A 23,116-nucleotide genomic window follows, 5' to 3' on the forward strand; every position below is an offset into this window, starting at 1 on the left:
TCTTACAGGCAGGTTGCCCACGTGTTACTCACCCGTCCGCCGCTAACCGCTGAGGAGCAAGCTCCTCGTTGGTTCGCTCGACTTGCATGTATTAGGCACGCCGCCAGCGTTCGTCCTGAGCCAGGATCAAACTCTCCAATAAAGTGTTTGACTTGCTCATTCATTTCAAAAAATTAATCAGGGTTTTTAAAAACCCGTTTCACGCTTGGCTTTTGTTCAGTTTTCAAAGAGCTTATGTTGTTTAAGTCGTTTTGAAGCGACCTAACTAATGTAACATCTTTTAGAACAATCGTCAATAACTATTTTTAAATAATTAGTTGTTCGTTTCATTAGTTATAGAAGTTGTTTAAAAGAGCAACGTTGATAACTATACCATGTCCAAATAGTCTAGACAACCCCTATTTTAAAAAACATGTAGAATTATTGAATTATCTAAGATCAACACTGTAAAAAGCTTACAAAGTAAAAGAGCTAGTCCAAACAATCACATGCTCCTTTTGCATGTATCGGTTAGAACTAACTCCACATTATTTCTTATTATTATCGTATGGATTCGATGTATAGATCCCTCCGTTGTTTTAAAACAAGGATTTCTCCACTTTCGTCAAGCTTTACCATTGGTCGAGTTGGAGATTGCGGTTCAATAAAAACGATTTCGCCTGACTTTCCATTATCCAGGTAAACCTTTGTACCAACTGAAAAATTAGCAAGTTCCGTAACAAGTAAATTTAAAACCTTTGGGTCAAACTTACCGAATTGATCCAAAAGCATTTGTTCCAATACTTTAAATGGGGATTGTTTATTCTGGTATAAGCGCTCAGAGGTCATTGCGTGAAACACATCTGCAACTGCGACAATTCTACTGAATGTATGTATTTGTTTTCCTTTAGTCGAAAGTGGATAGCCGCTTCCATCTTCTCGCTCATGATGCTGAAGGACACTTAAATGAACACCTTCCTTAATACCGGTCGTGTGTTTCAACATTTGATAACCAAGAACAGGGTGCTGTTTCACTTCATCAAGTTCAGAGGTAGTTAAAGATGATTTTTTCATTAAGATACGTGGTTGAATTTTGGACATCCCACAATCAATAAGTGCTCCCGCTAATCCAGTCTGAGTAATATCCCCTCTTGAGAAGGAAAGTCGTTGCGCTAACAATGAGGAAATGATACTTACTGATACCGCATGATGATAGATATAATCCTGAACATTTGAATAATAATGCAAGGAGAATAGCCTTCGGGGATTTTCTAATGCACAATCAACTAGCGGAACGATCACATTTCGCAATTTGTAAATGTCCACAGCTGCCCCTGCTTGCCAGTTTGCAAAAAGTTTTGTATACGTGTTAACAGCATTTGAATATAAACAATCAAATTCGTTTTGCTGTTTCATTATTGGTAGATCTTCAATTGAATTTGTAGTTGTCTCCTTTAAAGAGCTAGGCTTGATCGTTACATCTTTAATTAAAAACGCATTCAATAGTTGAATGTGTTCCCCCGTAAGCTTTGTTCCTTGTTTGATGATTGGTCGACTCGTTAATGAATAGACGTCATTATCAAGGGTTATGCCAGCCTTCAAATTTTCGACTATAATCCTCATGTAAATACCCCGCTTACTATATCTATTTAATTCTTTGCTACTTATGTAAGAAAAGCGCAAGCGCCCTGCTTAGCCACGAAGGTCACTGGAAGACCGACGAGGAGGCTCGAACCAAACTCTGTTTGGTCCTGCGTGGGAATACACATGATGTAAATCAGTGTGTTGCCGCCGCAGGAGGACTGAAATGATCCAAGTGGTTGGGCGCTGAAGCTGGACATTACATCCATGCCGCAAACTTTTATACTTTCTTTACTCGTAAGAAAAGGATGACCCNACTGAAATGATCCAAGTGGTTGGGCGCTGAAGCTGGACATTACATCCATGCCGCAAACTTTTATACTTTCTTTACTCGTAAGAAAAGGATGACCCAAAAGAAAAGTCGACTTTAATTCGTCGACCAGGTCTCTTTTGGGCCATCCCAAGGTTCGTTAATCTTCGGTTGGGTCGTTTTCTGTATTGTCTTTTTCTTCCTCAACTGAGTCGTTCTCTTCTGAATGATTCTCTTCACTATTGATATCGGTTGTTTCCGAATCCTCTTGAAGGGCTTTTGTTGAATCAACTTCATCGTTTTCAAGTGCCTCATTGTCTTCCTCGTCAACACCATCAACAATAGCAATCGTAGCAACATCAACTTCTTCGTTTAATTTGATAAGGCGAACCCCTTGTGTATTTCTACCATATTGAGAAATATCTTGTGCCGCCATTCGGATTACAACCCCTGTAGTTGTAATAATCATGATATCTTGTTCTGAAGTAACCGTTTTAAGCGCAATCACGTTCCCATTTCGTTCTGTTATATGGCATGTTCGCAGTCCAATTCCTCCACGGGACTGGACACGATATTCGTCCATTGGTGTTCGTTTTCCGAATCCTTGCTCCGTTACGATTAGGATATCTCGCTCTTCTTCTGAAAGAATTTCCATACCAATAACATAATCGCCTTCTCGGAGTGAGATACCTTTAACACCTGTTGCCGTACGACCCATTGATCGAACGTCCGTTTCGGCGAATCGAACAGCCATACCGTTGTTTGTACCAAAAATGATATCCTTATTGCCATCCGTTAGACGTACACTAATTAATTCGTCTTCTTCACGTAAGTTAATGGCGAAAAGCCCACCACGCCTGATATTTGCAAAGGCAGATAACGTTGAACGTTTACAAATTCCTTCTTTCGTTCCAAAGCAGAGATACCAATCGTCGACAAATTCTTCAACTGGAATTATCGCAGAGATAGACTCTCCTTTTTCAATTTGTAAAAGGTTGATGATCGGAATACCCTTAGCTGTTCTTCCAAGCTCAGGAATTTCATATCCTTTCAGGCGATAGACCTTTCCACGATTTGAGAAAAATAAAATCGTATTATGCGTATTGGTTGTAAGGAGATGTTCAACGAAATCGTCATCGTTCGTCCCCATTCCTTGAATACCTCTTCCGCCCCGTTTTTGTGCACGGTACGTTGAAAGTGGTAAACGCTTGATATATCCATTATGCGTTACTGTTATTGCGATTTGTTGACGAGGAATGAGGTCTTCATCCTCAATCATATTTTCACCAATCGTAATTTCAGTACGACGAACATTGTCGTACTTCTCTTTGATCTCCGTTAACTCTGTGCGGATGATTCCTAGAACCTTCTCATCATCAGCTAGGATTTCCTTTAATTCGCCAATCAATTTTAAAAGATCCTGATATTCCCCTTCAATTTTATCTCGTTCAAGACCAGTAAGACGTTGTAACCTCATATCGAGGATTGCCTGTGCTTGTTCATGGGATAGCGAGAAATTCTCCATTAGTCCATCACGAGCAATATCGGTTGTCCGTGAGCCTCGGATTAAGGCAATAATTTCATCGATATGGTCCAGCGCAATCCGCAATCCTTCAAGAATATGTGCACGTGCTTCTGCCTTTTTGAGGTCAAAAATTGTACGGCGACGAATAACTTCCTGTTGGTGTTTCAAATAATAATAAAGACATTCCTTCAAGTTAAGGACTTTAGGTTGTCCATCCACAAGAGCAAGAAGGTTGATACCGAAGCTCGTTTGAAGTGCCGTCTGCTTGTATAAATTATTTAAAAGAACATTTGCATTCGCATCACGGCGGACTTCAATAACAATCCGCATTCCGTTACGATCCGACTCATCACGAAGATCTGAGATGCCTTCAATTCGTTTATCACGAACAAGTTCAGCAATTTTTTCGATAAGTTTCGCCTTATTAACCTGGTATGGAATTTCATGGACGATTATCGCCTTTTTCCCATTATCACGTTCTTCAATTTCAGCCTTCGCGCGGGTCATAATCGAGCCGCGTCCAGTTGTATAGGCACGGCGGATTCCTTCTCGCCCTAAGATTTCACCACCAGTTGGAAAATCCGGACCAGGAATATAATCCATTAATTCTGTTATATCTATATCAGGATTATGACTTAATGCGAGAACACCATCAATGACTTCCCCTAAATGATGAGGCGGAATATTGGTCGCCATTCCCACTGCAATCCCTGCTGCACCATTTACGAGCAGATTCGGAAAGCGCCCAGGCAAGACGACGGGTTCGTGCTCACTTCCATCGTAGTTTTCGCGATAGTCTATAGTATCTTTGTGGATGTCACGGATCATTTCCATTGCGATCTTGGACATACGGGCTTCTGTATAACGCATCGCAGCCGCTGCATCTCCGTCGACAGAACCGAAATTACCATGTCCATCGATTAGCATCTGTCTGTAGTTGAAATCCTGTGCCATTCGAACCATCGCATCATAGACGGCGGTATCACCGTGTGGATGGTATTTACCAATAACTTCTCCGACAATACGGGCGGACTTTTTGTAAGCTTTCTCCGCCGTCATGCCGAGATCATTCATTGCATATAGAATTCGACGATGAACGGGTTTAAGGCCGTCTCTTACATCTGGCAGAGCACGGCTTACGATAACGCTCATCGCATAATCCATAAATGAGGTTCTAATTTCCTCGCTTATATTGATTTCTTTCTTACGAGATTGTTCGATATCGGCCATTCCCGACTACCTCCAATTAACTTCTTAACTTCGTTGTAAAAAAGCTTTTTTATAATCGATTAAACATCGAGGTTTTTGACATACTGGGCATTTGCCTGGATAAAATCTCTACGTGGTTCAACTTTGTCACCCATCAAAATCTCGAATATTTCATCGGCTTCAATTGCGTCCTGAAGTTCAACTTGTAAAGTTGTCCGCCCCTCAGGGTCCATTGTCGTCTCCCAAAGCTGGGTCGGGTTCATTTCCCCTAGACCCTTATAACGTTGCAATCCAGGTTTTGGTGACTTGGAAAGCTCACTTAAAATGCGATCCTTTTCTTTATCGTTATAAGCATAGGTGACTTTTTTTCCTTGCTGGATCTTGTAAAGTGGTGGCTGGGCAATATACACATAGCCTTTTTCAATCAACGGACGCATGTAGCGGTAGAAGAATGTGAGCAGCAATGTACGGATGTGTGCTCCGTCTGTATCCGCATCGGTCATTATAATGACTTTATGATAGCGGGCCTTTGAGATATCAAATTCTTCGCCGATCCCTGTACCAAGTGCTGTGATAATTGCACGGATTTCATTGTTTGATAAAATTTTATCAAGACGTGCTTTCTCGACATTAATGATTTTTCCTCGCAATGGAAGAATCGCTTGGAAGTGACGATCACGCCCTTGTTTTGCTGATCCACCTGCAGAGTCACCCTCAACGATGTAAATCTCTGAAATCGCTGCGTCTTTTGATGAGCAATCTGCTAATTTTCCTGGTAAAGCAGAAACCTCTAACGCACTTTTCCGTCTTGTTAACTCACGTGCCTTTTTCGCTGCAAGACGTGCCCGCAACGCCATACTTCCTTTTTCAACGATTTGCTTGGCAGTCGTCGGATTCTCATAAAGGAATTGTGAAAACTTTTCACCAAAGACCGACTCTGTGACCGTGCGTGCCTCAGCATTTCCGAGCTTTGTTTTCGTTTGTCCTTCAAATTGTGGATCCGGATGTTTGATCGATATAATCGCTGTCAATCCTTCACGAACATCGTCCCCAGAAAGGTTCCCATCTTCTTTAAACAAGTTGTTTTTACGAGCATAGTCGTTGATGACCCTTGTTAGAGAAGTTTTAAACCCATATTCATGTGTTCCACCTTCATGTGTGCTAATGTTGTTCGCAAAGGAATACAAGTTACTCGCAAAGCTATCGTTATACTGGACAGCAATCTCAACAGAAATATCGTCACGCATTCCCTCGACAAAAATCGGCTCATGCAAGGTTTCCTTTGAGCGGTTAATATGCTCGACGTAGGACTTGATACCGCCTTCGTAATGATAAACCTGTTCTTTATGATCACCGCGTTTGTCTTCCGCAATAATGGTTAATCCACGATTTAAAAAAGCAAGTTCCCGTAGACGGTTAGACAATATTTCAAAGTCATATTCTTGTGTTTCCGTAAAAATCTCAGTATCTGGAACAAAATGAGTCACCGTACCCGTAATATTGGTATCGCCAATGACTTTCAGATCCTCCACAGGTACCCCGCGTTCAAAACCTTGGTAGTGAATTTTCCCGTCTCTATGAACTTTTACTTCAAGCATAGAGGATAGGGCGTTAACAACAGATGCGCCAACACCGTGCAATCCTCCGGAAACTTTGTAACCGCCGCCTCCAAATTTACCACCAGCATGTAAAACAGTCATGATTACTTCAACAGTTGGCCGACCCATCTTTTCGTTCATACCCACTGGAATTCCACGACCGTTATCTTGTACCGAAATGGAGTTGTCTTTCTCGACCGTTACACGAATTTCTGTACAGTAACCCGCCAATGCCTCATCAATACTATTATCAACGATTTCCCAGACTAGGTGGTGAAGACCTCTTTTACTTGTAGATCCAATATACATACCTGGGCGCTTTCGTACAGCTTCTAGACCTTCGAGTACTTGTATCTGACTATCATCGTAGACTTGCTTATCAGTTTGTTGATTAATACTCATAGTTTTCACCTACTTCTTTATTCGAACAGCTAAGAATTATATATTTTCGACTTCCTCAACGATTTAGTAATCTTTCGAAGTTACGGTCAATCTTTGCCCGACGCTTCAATGTTACTGAAGATAATGGGGACAAGTACACCTCTTCTGTAGTTAAGACGATCGATTTGATTAACTCGGGACTGATTGTAACGAGATTATTATTGTTGGAATGATAGTTTAGAAAGTCTTTCGTTTCTTCAGATTCATTGGCAATCTCATAATCAAAGATTGCAACGACATTACTAGCTTGTACGACCATGTTTTCTCCTATATGGATAAACATATGCATCACCTCACTTTACAATCGTTGCAGTCCCTTGATGAACATCAAATAGGCTAGCGTTCTTTAACGTGTTGTGTTCAATGCCTTCAACACTCGTCGTTGTGACAAAGGTTTGTACCTTTCCCTCTATCGTGTTCAGCAGATGAGATTGTCTGCTATCATCAAGCTCCGATAAAACGTCATCTAACAGCAAAAGGGGATACTCACCGACTTCAGCTTTAATCAATTCGATCTCCGCTAATTTTAAAGAAAGGGCGGTTGTACGTTGCTGACCTTGAGAACCGTATGTCTGCACATCCTTTCCATTCACATAAAGAACGAGGTCATCACGGTGGGGCCCGGCCATCGTCGTACCGCGTTCCATTTCTTTTTCTTTTATTTTATCAAATTTTTCATTATACTCTTCTATCATTTTCGTCATATCTAGTGAATCTGATACATGTACCGTCGATTTGTATTGGATTTCTAGTAATTCTTTCTCTTTTGTAATGCCTTGATGGATCGGTACAGCCCATCCTTTTAACATATCGAGAAATTGATACCGTTTTTGAACAATCTTAGTTGCTTGTTCAATCAACTGTTCTGTAAGGATATCAAGCATGATTTGGTTCTCATTGGTTCGTTTCCGCTGTAATTCTCTTAACAAATGGTTTCGTTGCAGAAGAATTTTTTGATATTGGTTTAAGTGATGTAAATAGAGTGGACTGATCTGGCCAATTTCCATATCAATAAAACGACGTCGCACCTGAGGACTTCCCTTTACTAAGTTAAGATCCTCAGGTGCAAACATGACGATGTTCAATGCGCCGATATAGTCTGTTAATCGTCTTTGTTCGATGTGATTGTATTTTGCTTTCTTACCCTTTTGGCTAATTACAATTTGTAAAGATAATGGACCGTTTCTTTTTTGGACCCTACCTTCTATTTTACCATACTCACAGTCCCAACGTATTAATTCTTTATCACGAGGGGTTCGATGTGATTTTGCAAACCCAAGGACATAGATCGCTTCCATGATATTTGTTTTCCCTTGGGCATTTTCCCCGATAAAAACATTGACATTATCTTTGAATTCCAATACTTCGGAATCATAATTTCGATAGTTTTTGATTTGCAGTTCTTCTAGATACAAAGGGAAACCCCCATTCAGCGTGTTACAACAAACGTTCCGGCTGCAGGTATTGTAATGGTATCTCCTTCATACAGCTTCTTACCACGTCGCTGTTCGAGCTCTTCATTTACGAATACCTCATGCTCTGCCAAATACCATTTTACCATGCCACCCGACTGAATCACATCTGCTTGTTTCAGCAACTGGCCAAGGGTAATGTACTCCGTCGTGATTTGAATTTCTTTCATTTTCTTTACCTCCTCTTTTATACTTTCTTATCTTCTAAAGAAAAGCTACCAGGACATGTGTGTCACTAGTAGCTCCCTTTTCGTTAGTAGGTTCGAACAGGTAAAATAAGTTGTTTAATTGTTCGTTCGTCTAATGGAGTAAGAACAAATGGGCGCATGGCACCAGTGAATTTAATTTTCACTTCTGTGCAATCCATTGCTTTTAGCGCATCCATCATATATTTTGCACTAAATGAAATTTTTACTTCTTCTCCATCTAGGGATTCTGTCGAAACATGTTCGAATACTTTCCCGATTTCAGGAGAGTTCGAGGAAATTTCTAATTGATCGTTTTCGATTGTTGCAAGTTTAACGACATTGTTTCGTCCTTCTCTTGCTAGCAAGGAGGCACGATCAATGGCTTGTAAAAATTCCTTTGTCGTAATCACCATCTCTGTTTTACTATCAGTTGGAATTAATTTTGACGTATCCGGATAATTCCCATCAAGTAATCTTGAGAAAAAAAAGATGTTCTTTGCCTTAAATAAAACTTGGCTCTCGGTTACAACGATATCGACAAGTTCACTTGAATCATCAAGAATTTTAGATAATTCATTTAAGCTTTTACCAGGGATAACCACATTGTTAAAGACTAACTCATCAGATAAGGCTTCTATTGCAGCACTTCGCGATGCTAGTCGATGACTATCTGTTGCCACGCAATTTAGCACCCCATCTTCAATATGCCAGTTTACACCTGTCAAGATTGGGCGTGTTTCTGAGGTGGACACCGCAAAAACAGTTTGCCTTATCACTGTTCTTAATAAATCCGCCTGTACACTGAATCGGTTATCTGCTTGTACCTCTGGTAATCTTGGATATTCCTGTGGATCGAGTCCATTTAAATTAAATTCAGATGAGCCAGATCGAATTCGTGTTGCAAACCTGTCATACACTTCAATTTCTACCTTTGAGCCCGGCAACTTTTTGACGATTTCTGAGAAAAAACGTGCTTGTAAGACGATGCTTCCAGCCTTTTGGATCTCAACATTTTGGTAGTCCTCCTCCTCGGCTGGAACGTATCGCTCAATTGATATATCTGAGTCACTACCTGTTAATGTTACCCCATCTTCGTGTGCGTCAATTTTTATCCCCGTCAAGATTGGAATCGTTGTTCTTGTGGTAACGGCTTTCATCACATCTTGTACACTATCTACAAGCTGATCCCGATTCATAACGAATTTCATGAATTCATTTCCCCCTCAGTTCTGGACTATTTCAGAATCCAGACATTCCGTTCATTTTCATGTCTAAATTACAGGTATATATTATTTATTAATTTATAAAAAAATAGTAGTAATATTAGTAGGGCCTGTGATTTTGTGGATAACCATAGCCGAACCCTTGCTACGACAGTTTTCCACATGTGGATAGACTGTGAATAAAATCAGTCGAACTCTGAAAATTATACACAATTGTACACAGCCTAATTTTTCAACAAATCACAGATTTCCTTCACTTGGTTTTGCAACTGTTGATCAGTCGCAAGTAATCTGGAGATTTTTTCATGAGCATGAATGACTGTAGTATGATCACGACCGCCAAATTCTTCACCAATTTTCGGTAAGGAGAAATCGGTTAATTCCCTAGAAAGATACATAGCGATTTGCCTGGGGAATGCTACGGATTTCGTTCGTTTTTTTGCTTTAAAGTCTTCAAGTTTCACAGTAAAGTGTTCGCCAACACGTTCTTGTATATCATAGATTGTAATTGTTCTTGGCTTTGAAGATGGAATAATGTCCTTTAGAGCCTCAGCAGCAAGGTCGGCATTCATATCCTGATTAATTAAGGAGGAGTAGGCGACAACTCGAATTAAAGCGCCTTCTAATTCACGAATATTCGTATCAATCTGGTTCGCAATATAAAGCATCACTTCGTTTGGAATATCGAGTCCCTCAGCCTTTGCCTTTTTACGTAAAATTGCAATCCGAGTCTCCAGATCAGGTGGCGTAATGTCTGTAATAAGTCCCCATTCAAAACGTGAACGTAAACGGTCCTCCAGCGTAGGAATTTCTTTTGGTGGACGATCACTTGAAATGACAATTTGTTTGCTTTCTTCATGCAACGTGTTGAAGGTATGGAAAAATTCCTCCTGGGTTTGTTCTTTTCCGGCGAGGAACTGAATATCATCAATCAACAAGACATCGACACTTCGAAATTTATTACGGAAATCTACTGTTTTATTATCACGGATGGAATTAATAAATTCATTTGTAAACTTTTCAGATGATAGATAGACTACTTTTGCACCTGGATTATGATCAATTACGTAATGTCCAATCGCGTGCATTAAGTGTGTTTTTCCGAGTCCAACGCCCCCATATATAAAGAGCGGGTTATAAGCTTTTGCCGGTGCTTCAGCAACAGCAAGTGATGCAGCATGGGCAAAACGGTTCCCTGATCCAATGACAAATGTATCAAATGTATATTTTGGATTCAGCATGCTCTGAGTCAGGTGTTCATCGGTTGAATCTACATTAACTTTTGGCTTTTTTTTCATCGATTGCTCAAAATCCAACTCTTCCTGGGATTGATTTTGAGGAATTATAAATTTCACAGTCAACTTTGCTCCCGTAAGGTTGTGTAGTGTCTCAGAAATCAAATTAGAATATCTAGATTCCAACCAATCACGTGCAAACTCGTTTGGAGCAGTTACCACTAAAGTGTCTTCCTGTAATGAATGAGCTGTTGTTGACTTCAGCCAAGTCTCAAAACTAGGCTTGCTTAGCTTTTTTTCAATTTCAGATAAGACCTTATTCCATAAATCTGTAATATTCTCCATCTCTCACCCTCCTTCATTTCAAAAAAATGAATTGCCATCCGTATCATTATTTTCAGCTGTACAACATATGTACACGCTATGAATCGTATATAGATGAATAATTATACTTTACACAGGAATTGTGAATAACTATTAATATAGAAGAAACAGAAGTTTTCCGCTGTGTACACAAATGTGTGGACAAGCTTATACACACAAGTGTACAAGTGTCCACAGCTTTATCCACACCATGTGGATAAACTATTTCATTGAGGAAGCTTTGAACGAGTTAAAACACAATAATCATACCAAAACGAGCCGGTAGATGCAATGGATTTTTCTGAGTTATCCACAATCACAACAAGTTGTGGAATAAAGTTTTCCACAACACTAGATTTTGTGTGTAAGGTGTCGATAAGGGGTGTGGATAATAACTAATGCCGTCGAAAACTATCCACAGAGAACTGATGTTGTCGATTAAAGAGGTTGTTCAAAAAGTATCCAACTGATAAACGGCGAATTTCTACGTTACTCGGTTTTTCCGGACTTGCACATGGACGTGCTGACTTCGACGTTTTCACAGGACGTGAAGTACTTAGTCGAAGTTCCATATGCACCTGCGTCTACAAGTTTATTCTTCGAAGCAGGCTTTCTCGGTGCAACTCGCAGCGTTCATGCAAGCATCGCTCGTCGTTCCGGTCCTCAAAACTGTCGTGCCTTGAACTTCTTGTTTCTGATTCGTCTACTTTTTGAACACGCACTTAAAGTGAAAAAGTGCTGTAAACAGAATAATTTTTGTAAAGTAATGACGATACCAAAAAATGTGTCGTTTTTTTACTTGCGCTTTTCTTAATTTCAGAAGTCTGAAATGATGAAGACGAATAGAATCTTGAAGAAACTTGACAGATAGAGAAGATGTTCTTATAATGACTAAGACTGTCTAAAAGCACTTGATATCCTCGGGGAGGTGTAATACATGAAACCAACATTTCAACCCAATAATCGTAAGCGTAAAAAGGTACACGGATTCCGTACGCGTATGAGCACGAAAAACGGGCGTAGAGTCCTTGCGAACCGTCGTAGAAAAGGAAGAAAAGTATTGTCTGCTTAGGCCACTGGTTGATCAGTGGTCTTTTTTCACACGTTAAGAAAGTATAAAAATACTTTCTATAGTATAAGTGCAACTAAGGCTCAGCCGGCGCCAAAGGCTTGGCTTTCCCAAGTTTTCTTTACGGAGTGAATCCGAATGACCAAGAATCACCGGATTAAAAAAAATAAAGAATTCCAAGAGGTTTTTCGAAACGGTGTATCCTTTGCGAACCGTCAATTCGTCGTTTATTACATGGAAAAGTCGGAACAGACATACTTTAGACTCGGTTTATCGGTCAGTAAGAAAATCGGAAATGCTGTCACTAGAAACCGAATTAAACGCTATGTTCGTGAAGTTTTCCATGAACTAGAAGATGAGATAAAAACATCTTATGATTATGTGATTATCGCAAGAAAACCAACCTCCTCCATGAATTTTCATGAGGTAAAGAGCAGTTTGATGCATGTCATGAAACGTTCAAAGCTACTGAAGGCGTCGAGGAGATAGTGGTATGAAACATATAGTGCTGGTACTGATTCAATTTTACCGAAAATGCATCTCACCATTTACTCCGCCAACATGCCGATTTTATCCGACCTGTTCTTCATACGGATTGGAAGCGATTAAAAGATTCGGTGCGGTTAAGGGGGGATGGCTCACATTGAAGCGTATTTTGAAATGTCATCCCTTTCATCAAGGGGGAGTGGATCTAGTCCCCGATAAAGATAAGATGAAGCAGGATTGAATATAAATATCAGTGAAATTCCATATTTATCAGCGTAACGGGAATACCATTTTTCATGAAGGTAATGTTGTAAGGAGGATTTAGCAAGTGGGAAAGAGAATAGGCTTAGTAATAACGACACTTTTTCTAGTAGCAGTCCTTGCCGGCTGTTCTCTTAATGAACCAATCACCGAAAAGAGTACAGGCTTCTGGGATGAATATGTCGTTTATCCATTATCATGGCTAATCACCGAGGTGGCTGATTTTTTCAATGAAAACTACGGTCTCTCAATTATCGTAGTAACCCTTTTGATCCGTTTTGTTCTCTTGCCATTAATGATTAAGCAGACGAAAAGCTCAATTATGATGCAACGAATACAACCTGAGATCAAGGCATTGCGTGAAAAATACAGCTCGAAAGACCAGAAAACGCAACAAAAGCTTCAGCAAGAAACAATGCAACTGTTTCAAAAACGTGGTGCAAATCCTTTGGCAGGGTGTATGCCATTAATTATCCAAATGCCGATTTTATTAGGGTTTTACCATGCAATCATGAGAACAGAAGCGATATCGGAACATAACTTTTTGTGGTTTGACCTTGGAAGTGCAGATCCTTATTACATCCTTCCATTGGTCGCTGGACTTACAACTTACCTGCAACAAAAAATTATGATGGGCGGCATGGATAGTAGCGCGAACCCACAAATGAAGATGCTGCTATATATTATGCCGGTTATGATTGTTGTATTTGCGGTTTCGTTTCCGGCAGCATTATCTCTATATTGGGTGGTCGGAAATATCTTCATGATTGCACAAACCTATTTTATTACCCTTCCTATGAAAAATAAGGAAAAGGATAGTAATGATACAGGGGGCGCGAAAAAGTGAAGCAAATAACGATAACGAGCAAGTCAGTTGAAGAAGCGGTAGAAGAAGGACTCCTAAAACTTCAGGCATCACGAGATCAAGTAGAGATTACCATTTTAGAAGAATCAAAAAAGGGGTTTCTTGGACTTGGTTTTAAACCAGCTGTCGTTGAAGTTACTTTAATTCAAAATCCAGTAGAAGAAGCAGCTCAGTTTCTTAAAGATGTTGCTGCTAATATGGGTGTTGAAGTGACGATTACGTTAAAAGAAGAGGAAGAAGGTACTGTTTTTGAAATGAGCAGTGAAAAAATTGCCATTTTAATCGGAAAGCGTGGTCAAACACTTAACTCTCTTCAGTACTTAACAAATCTTGTTGCAAACCGAACGTCAAAAGAGTACAAGCGTATCATCCTAGACGCGGAGAACTATCGTGAAAGACGAAAAGAAACACTAGAGAAACTTGCTCATCGTTTAGCTTCTAAAGCGTTAAAAATCAATAAAAGTGTATCGCTCGAACCGATGCCCTCACTCGAACGGAAGGTGATTCACTTGACGTTAAAGGAACATGGTAAGGTGGAAACCACTTCTGAAGGTGCGGAACCACATCGCCGGGTTATTATTACACCTAATAATCACTTATAATAGAGTAGTAAATTCATACTGACCCCATTAATTCGGGTCAGTTTTTTTTATGGTTTTGAAAAGATGTAATGTTTAGGCTCCAACACCGCAGCCACTCGACCACTATTGATTATTTACCGTGAAAGGTCTAAACTAAGGTGTTGTGGATAATAGATAAAATCAAGTTTGAAAGTTATCCACTGTGGATAACGACATTGAGATTTAATACCGATCAATAATTGCAGAAAGTTTGCTATTCTATAATGTTAAAAAGTACAAAAATCGGTTAACCTAGAAGGAAGAAAAGAGGTGAAATCCATGGAAGGAGATACAATCGCTGCCATTTCCACACCGATGGGGGAAGCAGCCATTGCGATCGTTCGTCTAAGTGGTGAGGAAGCTCTTCATATCGCTGATCGGATGTTTAGAGGAAAGAAACCATTAAAGGAAGTAGATAGCCATACGATTCATTATGGTTATATCATTGACCCAGATACAGATGAAAAGGCAGAAGAAGTAATGGTGACAGTGATGAAGGCTCCAAAAACGTTTACACGTGAGGATGTTGTCGAAATGAACTGTCATGGTGGACTTGTTTCGGTCAACCGTGTATTAGAAATAGCTTTAAATAATGGAGCCCGTATTGCCGAACCTGGAGAATTCACGAAACGAGCTTTTTTAAACGGACGAATTGATCTATCTCAGGCAGAGGCCGTCATGGATTTAATCCGTGCAAAAACGGATAGGGCAATGAATGTTGCGATAAATCAAATGGAAGGTAGGCTGTCGAAGTTGATACACACTCTTCGACAAACATTGCTCGAAACGGTCGCCCACGTTGAAGTGAACATCGACTACCCAGAGTACGATGCTGAGGAAATGACCCATCAGTTACTCACTGAAAAGCTTACAGAGGTGAAAAGGGAAGTCGAAAAGCTATTACAGACGGCAGAACAGGGAAAGATTTTAAGAGAAGGCTTGTCGACTGTCATTATTGGTAGGCCAAACGTTGGGAAATCATCCTTATTAAATAGTCTTGTCCATGAAAATAAAGCAATTGTAACAGATATACCTGGAACGACCCGAGATGTTATCGAAGAATATGTTAACGTACGTGGAGTTCCACTTCGATTAGTAGATACAGCTGGAATTCGTGAACCCGAGGATCTTGTCGAACGTATTGGGGTTGAACGCTCCAGGAAGGTTCTAAAGGAAGCAGATTTGATTCTACTTGTTCTCAATTCTGGAGAAGTTTTAGCAGAAGAGGATGAAAAATTATTTGAAGCCGTTCGGGGAATGGATGTCATCGTTATTGTAAACAAAACAGATCTTACGCAACAGATTGATCATGAAAAGGTTCATCAGCTTGCCGGAACACATCCGATTGTCTCCACCTCAATTAAAGAAGAGCAAGGAATTAATGAATTAGAAGAATCGATTAAAGAACTCTTTTTTACCGGATCCGTGGAATCAGGGGATATGACGTACGTGTCGAATTCAAGGCATATAGCGTTATTAAAGCAAGCAAAACGAACGCTCGAGGAATCTTTAAATGGAATAGATGCAGGGTTGCCTGTTGATATGGTTCAAATTGATATTACGAGAACGTGGGAAATTTTAGGAGAAATTGTCGGAGATACGGTATCAGAAAGCTTAATTGATCAGTTGTTCTCTCAATTTTGTCTCGGAAAATAAATATCTAGTAAAGGAGGTTGATGTTTCGTGAAACAATATGAAGCGGGGAAGTATGATGTGGTTGTTATCGGTGCAGGGCACGCTGGGGTAGAAGCGGCTCTAGCTTCGGCGAGAATGGGTGCAAATACGCTTGTTTTGACATTGAATCTCGATACAATTGCGTACATGCCTTGTAACCCTTCTGTCGGTGGTCCAGCCAAAGGTATCGTTGTACGAGAAATTGATGCACTTGGTGGTGAAATGGCCCGGAATATAGACAAAACACACATCCAAATGCGTATGTTAAATACGGGTAAGGGTCCAGCGGTTCGAGCCTTACGTGCCCAAGCGGACAAGGTTTTGTATCAAAATGAAATGAAAAAAACACTCGAACAGACTGAAAACCTAACATTACGTCAAGGAATGGTTGAAGAATTAATCGTAGAAGATGGTGTCTGTAAGGGAGTAGTTACAAAAACAGGATCTGCGTATTATGCAAATACCGTTGTTGTGACGACAGGTACGTATTTAAGAGGGAAGATTATTATCGGTGAGCTTACGTATGAAAGTGGTCCAAACAACATGCAGCCAGCGATTAACCTGTCTCATAATTTAACAGACCTTGGATTTAACATGGTCCGTTTCAAAACAGGGACGCCGCCTCGGATTAACGCAAACACAATTGACTATAGTAAGACAGAAATACAACCAGGTGACGATGTTCCACGTGCCTTTTCCTATGAAACGACTGAATTTATCATGGATCAAATTCCTTGTTGGCTGACGTATACAGGGGAAGTGACGCATGAGTTAATTAACAATAACCTTGAACGATCACCGATGTACTCTGGTATGATCGAGGGAACAGGACCGCGTTATTGCCCGTCGATTGAGGATAAAATTGTTCGGTTTAATGATAAACCAAGACATCAGATTTTTCTCGAGCCTGAAGGGCGAAATACCGAGGAAGTTTATGTACAGGGGCTCTCCACAAGCCTGCCAGAAGACGTCCAACGAAATATGTTGAAGACGATTGCTGGGCTTGAGAAGGCTGAAATGATGCGTGCGGGTTATGCGATTGAGTACGATGCTATTGTACCTACTCAATTATGGCCATCACTCGAAACAAAGTTGGTCAGAAACCTCTTTACTGCCGGACAGTTGAATGGAACGAGTGGGTATGAAGAAGCTGCAGGTCAAGGGATTATGGCAGGAATTAACGCTGCAAGAAAAGCAAAAGGAGAAGAACCGGTGATACTAGACCGTTCAGAAGCATATATCGGTGTCTTAATTGATGACCTTGTCACAAAAGGAACAAATGAGCCGTATCGCTTATTAACCTCTCGTGCAGAGTACCGTTTATTGCTTCGTCATGATAATGCAGACTTAAGATTGACAGAGATCGGTCATCGCATTGGTTTAATTTCTGAAGAACGAAATGCTCGTTTCACCTTAAAAAAACAGCAAATTGCCGAAGAAATAGACCGCATAGAGCATACATCGATCAAGCCTTCTGATCAATTGCAAGAGATTCTTGGCGAGATTGGTAGTAGTCCATTAAAAGAACCTACAAGTGCTGCAGCTTTACTAAGACGTCCTGAAGTAACCTATGATGTCATTGCAAAAGTGGTACCTGCTGAATCTGAAATCGACCCTGTAGTAGGAGAACAGGTTGAAATACAGACGAAGTATGCTGGTTACATTGATAAACAATTACAGCAGGTTGAAAAGATGAACAAGATGAATAATAAAAAAATTCCTGATGCTATAGATTACTTAGCTATTAATGGATTAGCGACAGAAGCGAAGCAGAAACTATCAGAAGTACGACCATTATCGGTAGGTCAGGCGTCAAGAGTTTCAGGGGTAAATCCTTCTGATATATCCATCCTTCTCGTTTATCTTGAACAAGGTAGGATTGCAAAAATAGCCAAATAACGGGGGTTTCCCATGAATACCGAACAATTTCAACAACAGCTGGAGGAGAAAGGAATTTCCCTTTCTCCCTATCAGCTTGGTCAATTCGATACATATTTTCACACACTTGTAAAATGGAACGAAAAAATGAATTTAACCGCGATTACAGAGCGTGAAGAGGTCTATTTGAAACATTTTTACGATTCTGTAGCTGCCGCATTTTATTTTGATTTTACCAAAGTCCAAACACTTTGTGATGTTGGAGCAGGAGCTGGATTCCCTAGCATTCCTTTAAAAATCTGTTTCCCTGACCTTGATATTACAATCGTTGATTCACTTAATAAGCGAATCAGTTTTCTTGAGCACCTCAGTAAATCCTTACATTTAACAGGAACTCATTTTTTTCATGATCGTGCTGAAACATTTGCGAAAAAGGCGAATCATCGGGAATTATACGATGTGGTCACAGCAAGAGCTGTGGCGAGAATGTCTGTCTTATCTGAGCTTTGCTTGCCGCTTGTTAAGAAAAATGGCGTGTTTCTTGCGATGAAAGCAGCCAATGCCTATGATGAATATGAAGCAGCCACGTACGCAATCAAGCTATTAGGTGGAAAATTAGACAGGATCGAACAATTTCACCTTCCATTTGAGGAAAGTGAACGAAACCTAATTTTTATCCAGAAACAAAAGACAACACCGAAAAAGTATCCTCGAAAACCCGGGACGCCGAATCGAAACCCTTTATAATACTGTGTTCCACGTGAAACAACGAAAATTGTCGAGAGAATGCTGTCGGAAGAAAAGATGATACAAAGTGAAGGAAAAAGGGTCTGGTCTGTAGAAAGTTATCTATGGAGTTTGGTAAAGGTGGTGTAGAGAGATGAAACATCCGTTTTCACGTTTGTTTGGAGTGGGAGACAAAGCGACCGAAGAAGCAGAAGAAGTAGTTTCGGTAAAAAATGATGAAGAGTACAGTGGAAACGAAGAAGTACTTCAAATACCTATCGATGAAATTGTGCCGAACCGTTATCAACCTCGTACAGTCTTTATCGACGAGCGTATTGAAGAGTTGTCACAAACGATTAAGACACATGGCATCATTCAGCCCATTGTCGTTCGCCGTCATGATCATCAATACGAAATTATTGCAGGGGAGCGCCGCTATCGCGCTGTTCAAAAACTCGGCTGGCCAACGATTCCAGCTATTGTTAAAGCGTTTAATGAATCACAAACTGCCTCGATTGCATTGATTGAGAATTTACAGCGGGAAGAACTTTCCGCAATAGAAGAAGCAACTGCCTACGCAAAATTAATAGAGTTACATGGGTTAACACAAGAAAGCCTTGCACAGCGACTTGGAAAGGGTCAGTCAACGATTGCTAATAAGCTACGCCTATTAAAGCTACCTGATCTGGTTCAGCATGCACTTCTCAATAAGGAAATAACCGAGCGACATGCTAGAGCACTTATTTCGTTGAAAACACCTGAAAGACAGGAACAGATCCTCACTGAAATTAAGGAAAAAGGATTAAATGTTAAACAAACCGAAGAACGAATTAAACGTATGCTCGAAACGGAAAAGGAAGCAAAGAAACCAAAACCAAAACGAAAATCTGTTAGTAAGGATACTCGGCTAGCAATGAATACCATTCGCCAATCCATTGATATGGTCCACCAAACGGGTCTATCAATTGATACACAAGAAGAGGATTTAGAAGACTACTATCAGATTACGATTCGTATACCAAAAAGATAGATTCCAAGATTCATTTACTTTGACAGTAATTGTCACATAGAGGATCAACTCAAGGGCAGGGATTAGAAGCACATCCACTACAGAAGAACCTGGCCTATAAAGAGTCTTCCTCTTTTTTCTTTGCAACAAAAGCTGTAAAAACCCTAAACTACTTCAATTTTAGGCAATTCATAAAAGGATAATATCTCATTGGTGGGTCTATTGTTTAAAATGTTTTACAATCGGGTATTTGTTTGTTGTAAGGAGGAGATTTAATTGAAACCTAAATTTAAAATATTCCATAACGATGAAAGTTTGAGTGAATCAATTGATAAGCTTAGAAAAGACGGCATTCGAGATGATGATATTTATATTCTCGCTCATGATAATGATCATGTTAGACGTACGAAAAAGGAAACAGATGCCAATAAGATTGGTGTCAAAGTAACAGGGGTAGGTACTGCAACAAAAAATGTATTTAGAAGTAAAGATGAGAAGTTAAGGTCCAAGATGAGGGAAATTGGATTTGACTCTTCCAAGGCTGAAAAACTAGAAGAAGAGTTAGACAAGGGAAAAATGTTATTAGTGGTAACAAATCAAGATGAAGTCAAGTTTTAAGGGACTTAAAACTAAACAACTTTATTTCTAAACCGTTCGAGGGGATCGAGCGGTTTTACGTATGTTTTCTGGCTATAAATTCACTGAGAATATTCATTGAATGATAGATATCTTTTGTTTATTTATGAGAAAGGGCATCCGATCAAGAGTTTTCATGATAAAATAATAGACAAAGAAGTGAAGGGTAAGGGTAGGTGACATTGTGGCGAAAGTCATAGCAATTGCCAATCAAAAAGGTGGCGTTGGCAAAACAACCACGTCAGTAAACCTCGGTGCGTGTCTCGCATACCTGGGGGAAAAAGTGCTGCTTATCGATATCGATCCTCAGGGTAACGCCACAAGTGGAATCGGTATTGACAAAGGGGATATCGATCAATGTATCTATGATGTTCTTGTCGATGACCTTGATGCTCATAAAGTTGTTCAACAAACAAACGTAGAAGGTCTTTACGCAATTCCATCATCCATTCAGCTTGCGGGTGCGGAGATTGAGCTGGTCCCAACCATCTCGCGTGAGGTTCGATTAAAGCGTGCGATTGAGCAAATTTCAGATCAATTTGACTACATAATCATTGATTGCCCTCCATCATTGGGCTTATTAACGATTAATTCACTAACGGCGGCAGATGCTGTTTTGATTCCAGTGCAGTGTGAGTATTATGCACTTGAAGGACTTAGCCAGCTGTTAAATACGGTTAGGCTTGTGCAGAAACATTTAAATACACAACTTATGATTGAAGGCGTCCTATTAACCATGTTTGATGCGAGGACAAATCTCGGAATTCAAGTCATTGATGAAGTGAAAAAGTACTTTCAGGATAAGGTATATGGGACTATTATCCCTCGTAATGTTCGTTTAAGTGAAGCTCCAAGTCATGGAAAACCGATCATTATATATGATCCGAAATCCCGAGGAGCTGAAGTTTATTTAGACCTCGCAAAGGAAGTGATGGCAAATGGGTAGAGGACTCGGTAAAGGGATTAATGCAATTTTTCAAGTCGATGAATCTGAGACAGAGCAGGAGATCCAAGAAATAAAGATCAGTGAAGTACGACCGAATCCTTATCAACCACGTAAAACCTTTGATAAAAAGGCAATTGAAGAATTGAGAGATTCGATTAAAGCCCACGGGATCCTACAACCAATTGTCGTTCGAAAAAGCATTAAAGGGTATGAGATTGTCGTCGGGGAACGGCGCTACCGCGCAGCAAAAGAAGCTGGGTTAGAGAAGATTCCGGTAATGGTGAAGGATCTTGATGAACAAAAAATGATGGAGCTTGCGTTAATTGAAAACCTTCAGCGAGAAGATTTAAACCCGGTTGAAGAAGGCCAAGCTTATGCAAGTTTAATGCAAGAATTAGAGCTTACCCAGGAGCAATTGTCGAAGCGACTAGGAAAAAGTCGGCCTCATATTGCGAATCATTTACGGCTATTGCAGCTCCCATCTCTCGTACAGCAATTATTAGCTGAAAAGAAACTAACAATGGGGCATGGGCGGGCACTACTCGCTTTAAAAAGTAAAAGGAAAATTAGCCCTCTTGTCCAAAAGATCATGAAAGAAAACCTTAGTGTTCGCCAAGTCGAAAAACTCGTACAACGGTTGAATGAAAGTGTTTCACGTGAAACAAATAAACATAAAAAGCAGAAACCGATTTTTGTTAAGGAGAAGGAAGCAACCTTACGGGAACGGTACGGAACGTCTGTTACAATAAAACAAAGTAAACAAAAAGGGAAAATTGAAATTGATTTCTTCTCGAATGATGATTTGGAAAGAATCTTAGAGTTGTTGGAAGGAAATCGGTAAAGAAGATCTGACAATAGTAGTTTTGTATCAGAAATTTCTTAATGTATAGACTAGAGACTGACTCAAAATGGATTGAACAATCTTCAAAAAGGCTTCTGCCGGGGCTGACTGAGATTGCAAATCAATCTTGCGAAGAGTCAGTTCTTTTTTTAACTCGTTAAGAAAATATAAATACGTTACCTTATTCATACTGGATGCTTGTCAAAAGATAGGATAGTGGAGGTGCACCTTTGGTATTACTCGGAACGATAGTAAATGGAATAGCGATTGCGGTTGGAACTTTATTAGGTCTTATTTTCACACGAATACCTGAAAATACGAAGACAATCGTTATGCAGGCGATGGGATTAACAGTGGTCGTGCTTGGAATCGATATGGGGCTTCAAAGTGAACATATTCTTATCGTGATCATTAGTTTAGCTTTTGGTGGGGTTGTTGGAGAACGTTTGCGATTAGATAATCGGCTTAATCAGCTGGGTGCGTGGATTGAAATGAAATCAGGTGCACAAAAACAGGGAAGTGTTTCGAAGGCATTCGTCACAGCTACACTCGTGTTTGTTATTGGAGCATTATCGGTTGTTGGTGCCTTAGATAGTGGGCTTAGACATGACCATCAAATTCTTTATACGAAATCGTTAATTGATGCGTTTATTGCAATGATTTTCGCTACTACATTAGGGTTCGGTGTTGTTTTCTCAGCAATACCGGTCATTCTTTATCAAGGTACGATTGCTTTACTTGCAACTCAAATTCACAATTTATTCAGTCCGGAACAACTAGAAATTTTAATTACCGAACTAACAGCTACCGGTGGAATTCTTATATGTGCGATTGGCCTAAACTTACTAAAAATCATCTCTGTTAAGGTGGTTAATCTGCTTCCAAGCTTGCTCATAACAGGAATTCTCGTTTATGCACTACAATATAAAGAAAATATTCTCGATATGTGGCCGTTTTAAAATTCATGTTAAAGTGGAAGGG

At 40.0% G+C, this 23,116-nt stretch carries 21 protein-coding genes and 1 rRNA gene; 13 read left to right on the top strand and 9 right to left on the bottom strand.

The features are described from left to right. The 9 genes from NON16_RS22750 to dnaA form a co-directional block, all read right to left on the bottom strand. Window positions 1-142: ribosomal RNA gene (locus tag NON16_RS22750) — 16S ribosomal RNA — on the bottom strand; the annotation flags it as partial. A 398-nt stretch (window positions 143-540) separates the two neighbouring features. Then, window positions 541-1,602 carry an HD-GYP domain-containing protein gene (locus NON16_RS22755; RefSeq protein WP_257351695.1) on the bottom strand — a complete coding sequence of 354 codons (1,062 nt, stop codon included), beginning with the start codon at window positions 1,600-1,602 and terminating at the stop codon, window positions 541-543. Window positions 1,603-2,030: 428 nt separating this feature from the next. Further along, complete coding sequence (gene gyrA, locus NON16_RS22760; RefSeq protein WP_257351696.1) at window positions 2,031-4,625, bottom strand: DNA gyrase subunit A; 2,595 nt, start codon at window positions 4,623-4,625, stop codon at window positions 2,031-2,033. Window positions 4,626-4,684: 59 nt separating this feature from the next. Further along, on the bottom strand, window positions 4,685-6,604 hold the full coding sequence (gyrB, locus tag NON16_RS22765; RefSeq protein ID WP_257351697.1) for a DNA topoisomerase (ATP-hydrolyzing) subunit B: 1,920 nt from the start codon (window positions 6,602-6,604) through the stop codon (window positions 4,685-4,687). A 55-nt stretch (window positions 6,605-6,659) separates the two neighbouring features. After that, window positions 6,660-6,926, bottom strand: coding sequence for an extracellular matrix regulator RemB (gene remB / locus NON16_RS22770; protein ID WP_257351698.1), 267 nt, complete (start codon window positions 6,924-6,926; stop codon window positions 6,660-6,662). 10 nt (window positions 6,927-6,936) lie between these two features. Then, window positions 6,937-8,058: a DNA replication/repair protein RecF gene (gene recF / locus NON16_RS22775; protein ID WP_257351699.1), complete on the bottom strand. Its 1,122-nt coding sequence runs from the start codon at window positions 8,056-8,058 to the stop codon at window positions 6,937-6,939. A gap of 14 nt (window positions 8,059-8,072) precedes the next feature. Beyond that, window positions 8,073-8,285 carry a S4 domain-containing protein YaaA gene (yaaA, locus tag NON16_RS22780; RefSeq protein WP_257351700.1) on the bottom strand — a complete coding sequence of 71 codons (213 nt, stop codon included), beginning with the start codon at window positions 8,283-8,285 and terminating at the stop codon, window positions 8,073-8,075. Between the two features lie 83 nt (window positions 8,286-8,368). Then, window positions 8,369-9,511, bottom strand: coding sequence for a DNA polymerase III subunit beta (dnaN, locus tag NON16_RS22785; RefSeq protein ID WP_257351701.1), 1,143 nt, complete (start codon window positions 9,509-9,511; stop codon window positions 8,369-8,371). A 239-nt stretch (window positions 9,512-9,750) separates the two neighbouring features. Beyond that, window positions 9,751-11,106: a chromosomal replication initiator protein DnaA gene (gene dnaA / locus NON16_RS22790; RefSeq protein WP_257351703.1), complete on the bottom strand. Its 1,356-nt coding sequence runs from the start codon at window positions 11,104-11,106 to the stop codon at window positions 9,751-9,753. A gap of 955 nt (window positions 11,107-12,061) precedes the next feature. Here dnaA and rpmH point away from each other — a divergent pair. The 13 genes from rpmH to NON16_RS22855 all read left to right on the top strand — a co-directional run bounded on the left by rpmH (window position 12,062) and on the right by NON16_RS22855 (window position 23,094). Continuing rightward, window positions 12,062-12,196, top strand: a complete 135-nt coding sequence (gene rpmH / locus NON16_RS22795; RefSeq protein ID WP_257351704.1) for a 50S ribosomal protein L34 — start codon at window positions 12,062-12,064, stop codon at window positions 12,194-12,196. A gap of 135 nt (window positions 12,197-12,331) precedes the next feature. Beyond that, window positions 12,332-12,682: a ribonuclease P protein component gene (gene rnpA, locus NON16_RS22800; RefSeq protein ID WP_257351705.1), complete on the top strand. Its 351-nt coding sequence runs from the start codon at window positions 12,332-12,334 to the stop codon at window positions 12,680-12,682. Between the two features lie 4 nt (window positions 12,683-12,686). Beyond that, window positions 12,687-12,920, top strand: coding sequence for a membrane protein insertion efficiency factor YidD (gene yidD, locus NON16_RS22805; RefSeq protein ID WP_257351707.1), 234 nt, complete (start codon window positions 12,687-12,689; stop codon window positions 12,918-12,920). Window positions 12,921-13,007: 87 nt separating this feature from the next. Beyond that, window positions 13,008-13,787, top strand: coding sequence for a YidC family membrane integrase SpoIIIJ (spoIIIJ, locus tag NON16_RS22810; RefSeq protein ID WP_257351708.1), 780 nt, complete (start codon window positions 13,008-13,010; stop codon window positions 13,785-13,787). Continuing rightward, the gene (jag, locus tag NON16_RS22815; RefSeq protein ID WP_257351709.1) at window positions 13,784-14,407 is read left to right on the top strand and encodes an RNA-binding cell elongation regulator Jag/EloR; all 624 of its coding nucleotides are present in this window, start codon (window positions 13,784-13,786) and stop codon (window positions 14,405-14,407) included. The genes spoIIIJ and jag overlap by 4 nt, the downstream gene beginning before the upstream one ends. 297 nt (window positions 14,408-14,704) lie before the next feature. Beyond that, window positions 14,705-16,081: a tRNA uridine-5-carboxymethylaminomethyl(34) synthesis GTPase MnmE gene (mnmE, locus tag NON16_RS22820; RefSeq protein ID WP_257351710.1), complete on the top strand. Its 1,377-nt coding sequence runs from the start codon at window positions 14,705-14,707 to the stop codon at window positions 16,079-16,081. Window positions 16,082-16,108: 27 nt separating this feature from the next. After that, the gene (gene mnmG / locus NON16_RS22825) at window positions 16,109-17,998 is read left to right on the top strand and encodes a tRNA uridine-5-carboxymethylaminomethyl(34) synthesis enzyme MnmG (RefSeq protein WP_257351711.1); all 1,890 of its coding nucleotides are present in this window, start codon (window positions 16,109-16,111) and stop codon (window positions 17,996-17,998) included. 12 nt (window positions 17,999-18,010) lie between these two features. Continuing rightward, window positions 18,011-18,724 carry a 16S rRNA (guanine(527)-N(7))-methyltransferase RsmG gene (gene rsmG, locus NON16_RS22830; protein ID WP_257351712.1) on the top strand — a complete coding sequence of 238 codons (714 nt, stop codon included), beginning with the start codon at window positions 18,011-18,013 and terminating at the stop codon, window positions 18,722-18,724. Window positions 18,725-18,857: 133 nt separating this feature from the next. Beyond that, the gene (gene noc / locus NON16_RS22835; RefSeq protein WP_257351714.1) at window positions 18,858-19,733 is read left to right on the top strand and encodes a nucleoid occlusion protein; all 876 of its coding nucleotides are present in this window, start codon (window positions 18,858-18,860) and stop codon (window positions 19,731-19,733) included. A 255-nt stretch (window positions 19,734-19,988) separates the two neighbouring features. Further along, window positions 19,989-20,330, top strand: coding sequence for a YflT domain-containing protein (locus NON16_RS22840; protein ID WP_257351715.1), 342 nt, complete (start codon window positions 19,989-19,991; stop codon window positions 20,328-20,330). 202 nt (window positions 20,331-20,532) lie between these two features. Further along, window positions 20,533-21,294 carry a ParA family protein gene (locus NON16_RS22845; RefSeq protein ID WP_257351716.1) on the top strand — a complete coding sequence of 254 codons (762 nt, stop codon included), beginning with the start codon at window positions 20,533-20,535 and terminating at the stop codon, window positions 21,292-21,294. Then, the gene (locus NON16_RS22850; protein ID WP_257351717.1) at window positions 21,287-22,135 is read left to right on the top strand and encodes a ParB/RepB/Spo0J family partition protein; all 849 of its coding nucleotides are present in this window, start codon (window positions 21,287-21,289) and stop codon (window positions 22,133-22,135) included. Before NON16_RS22845 ends, NON16_RS22850 begins: the two co-directional genes overlap by 8 nt. Window positions 22,136-22,365: 230 nt before the next feature. Further along, on the top strand, window positions 22,366-23,094 hold the full coding sequence (locus NON16_RS22855; protein ID WP_257351718.1) for a DUF554 domain-containing protein: 729 nt from the start codon (window positions 22,366-22,368) through the stop codon (window positions 23,092-23,094). Window positions 23,095-23,116 lie beyond the last annotated feature (22 nt).

Source organism: Pseudalkalibacillus decolorationis (assembly GCF_024609785.1).
Taxonomy (GTDB): domain Bacteria; phylum Bacillota; class Bacilli; order Bacillales; family Fictibacillaceae; genus Pseudalkalibacillus; species Pseudalkalibacillus decolorationis.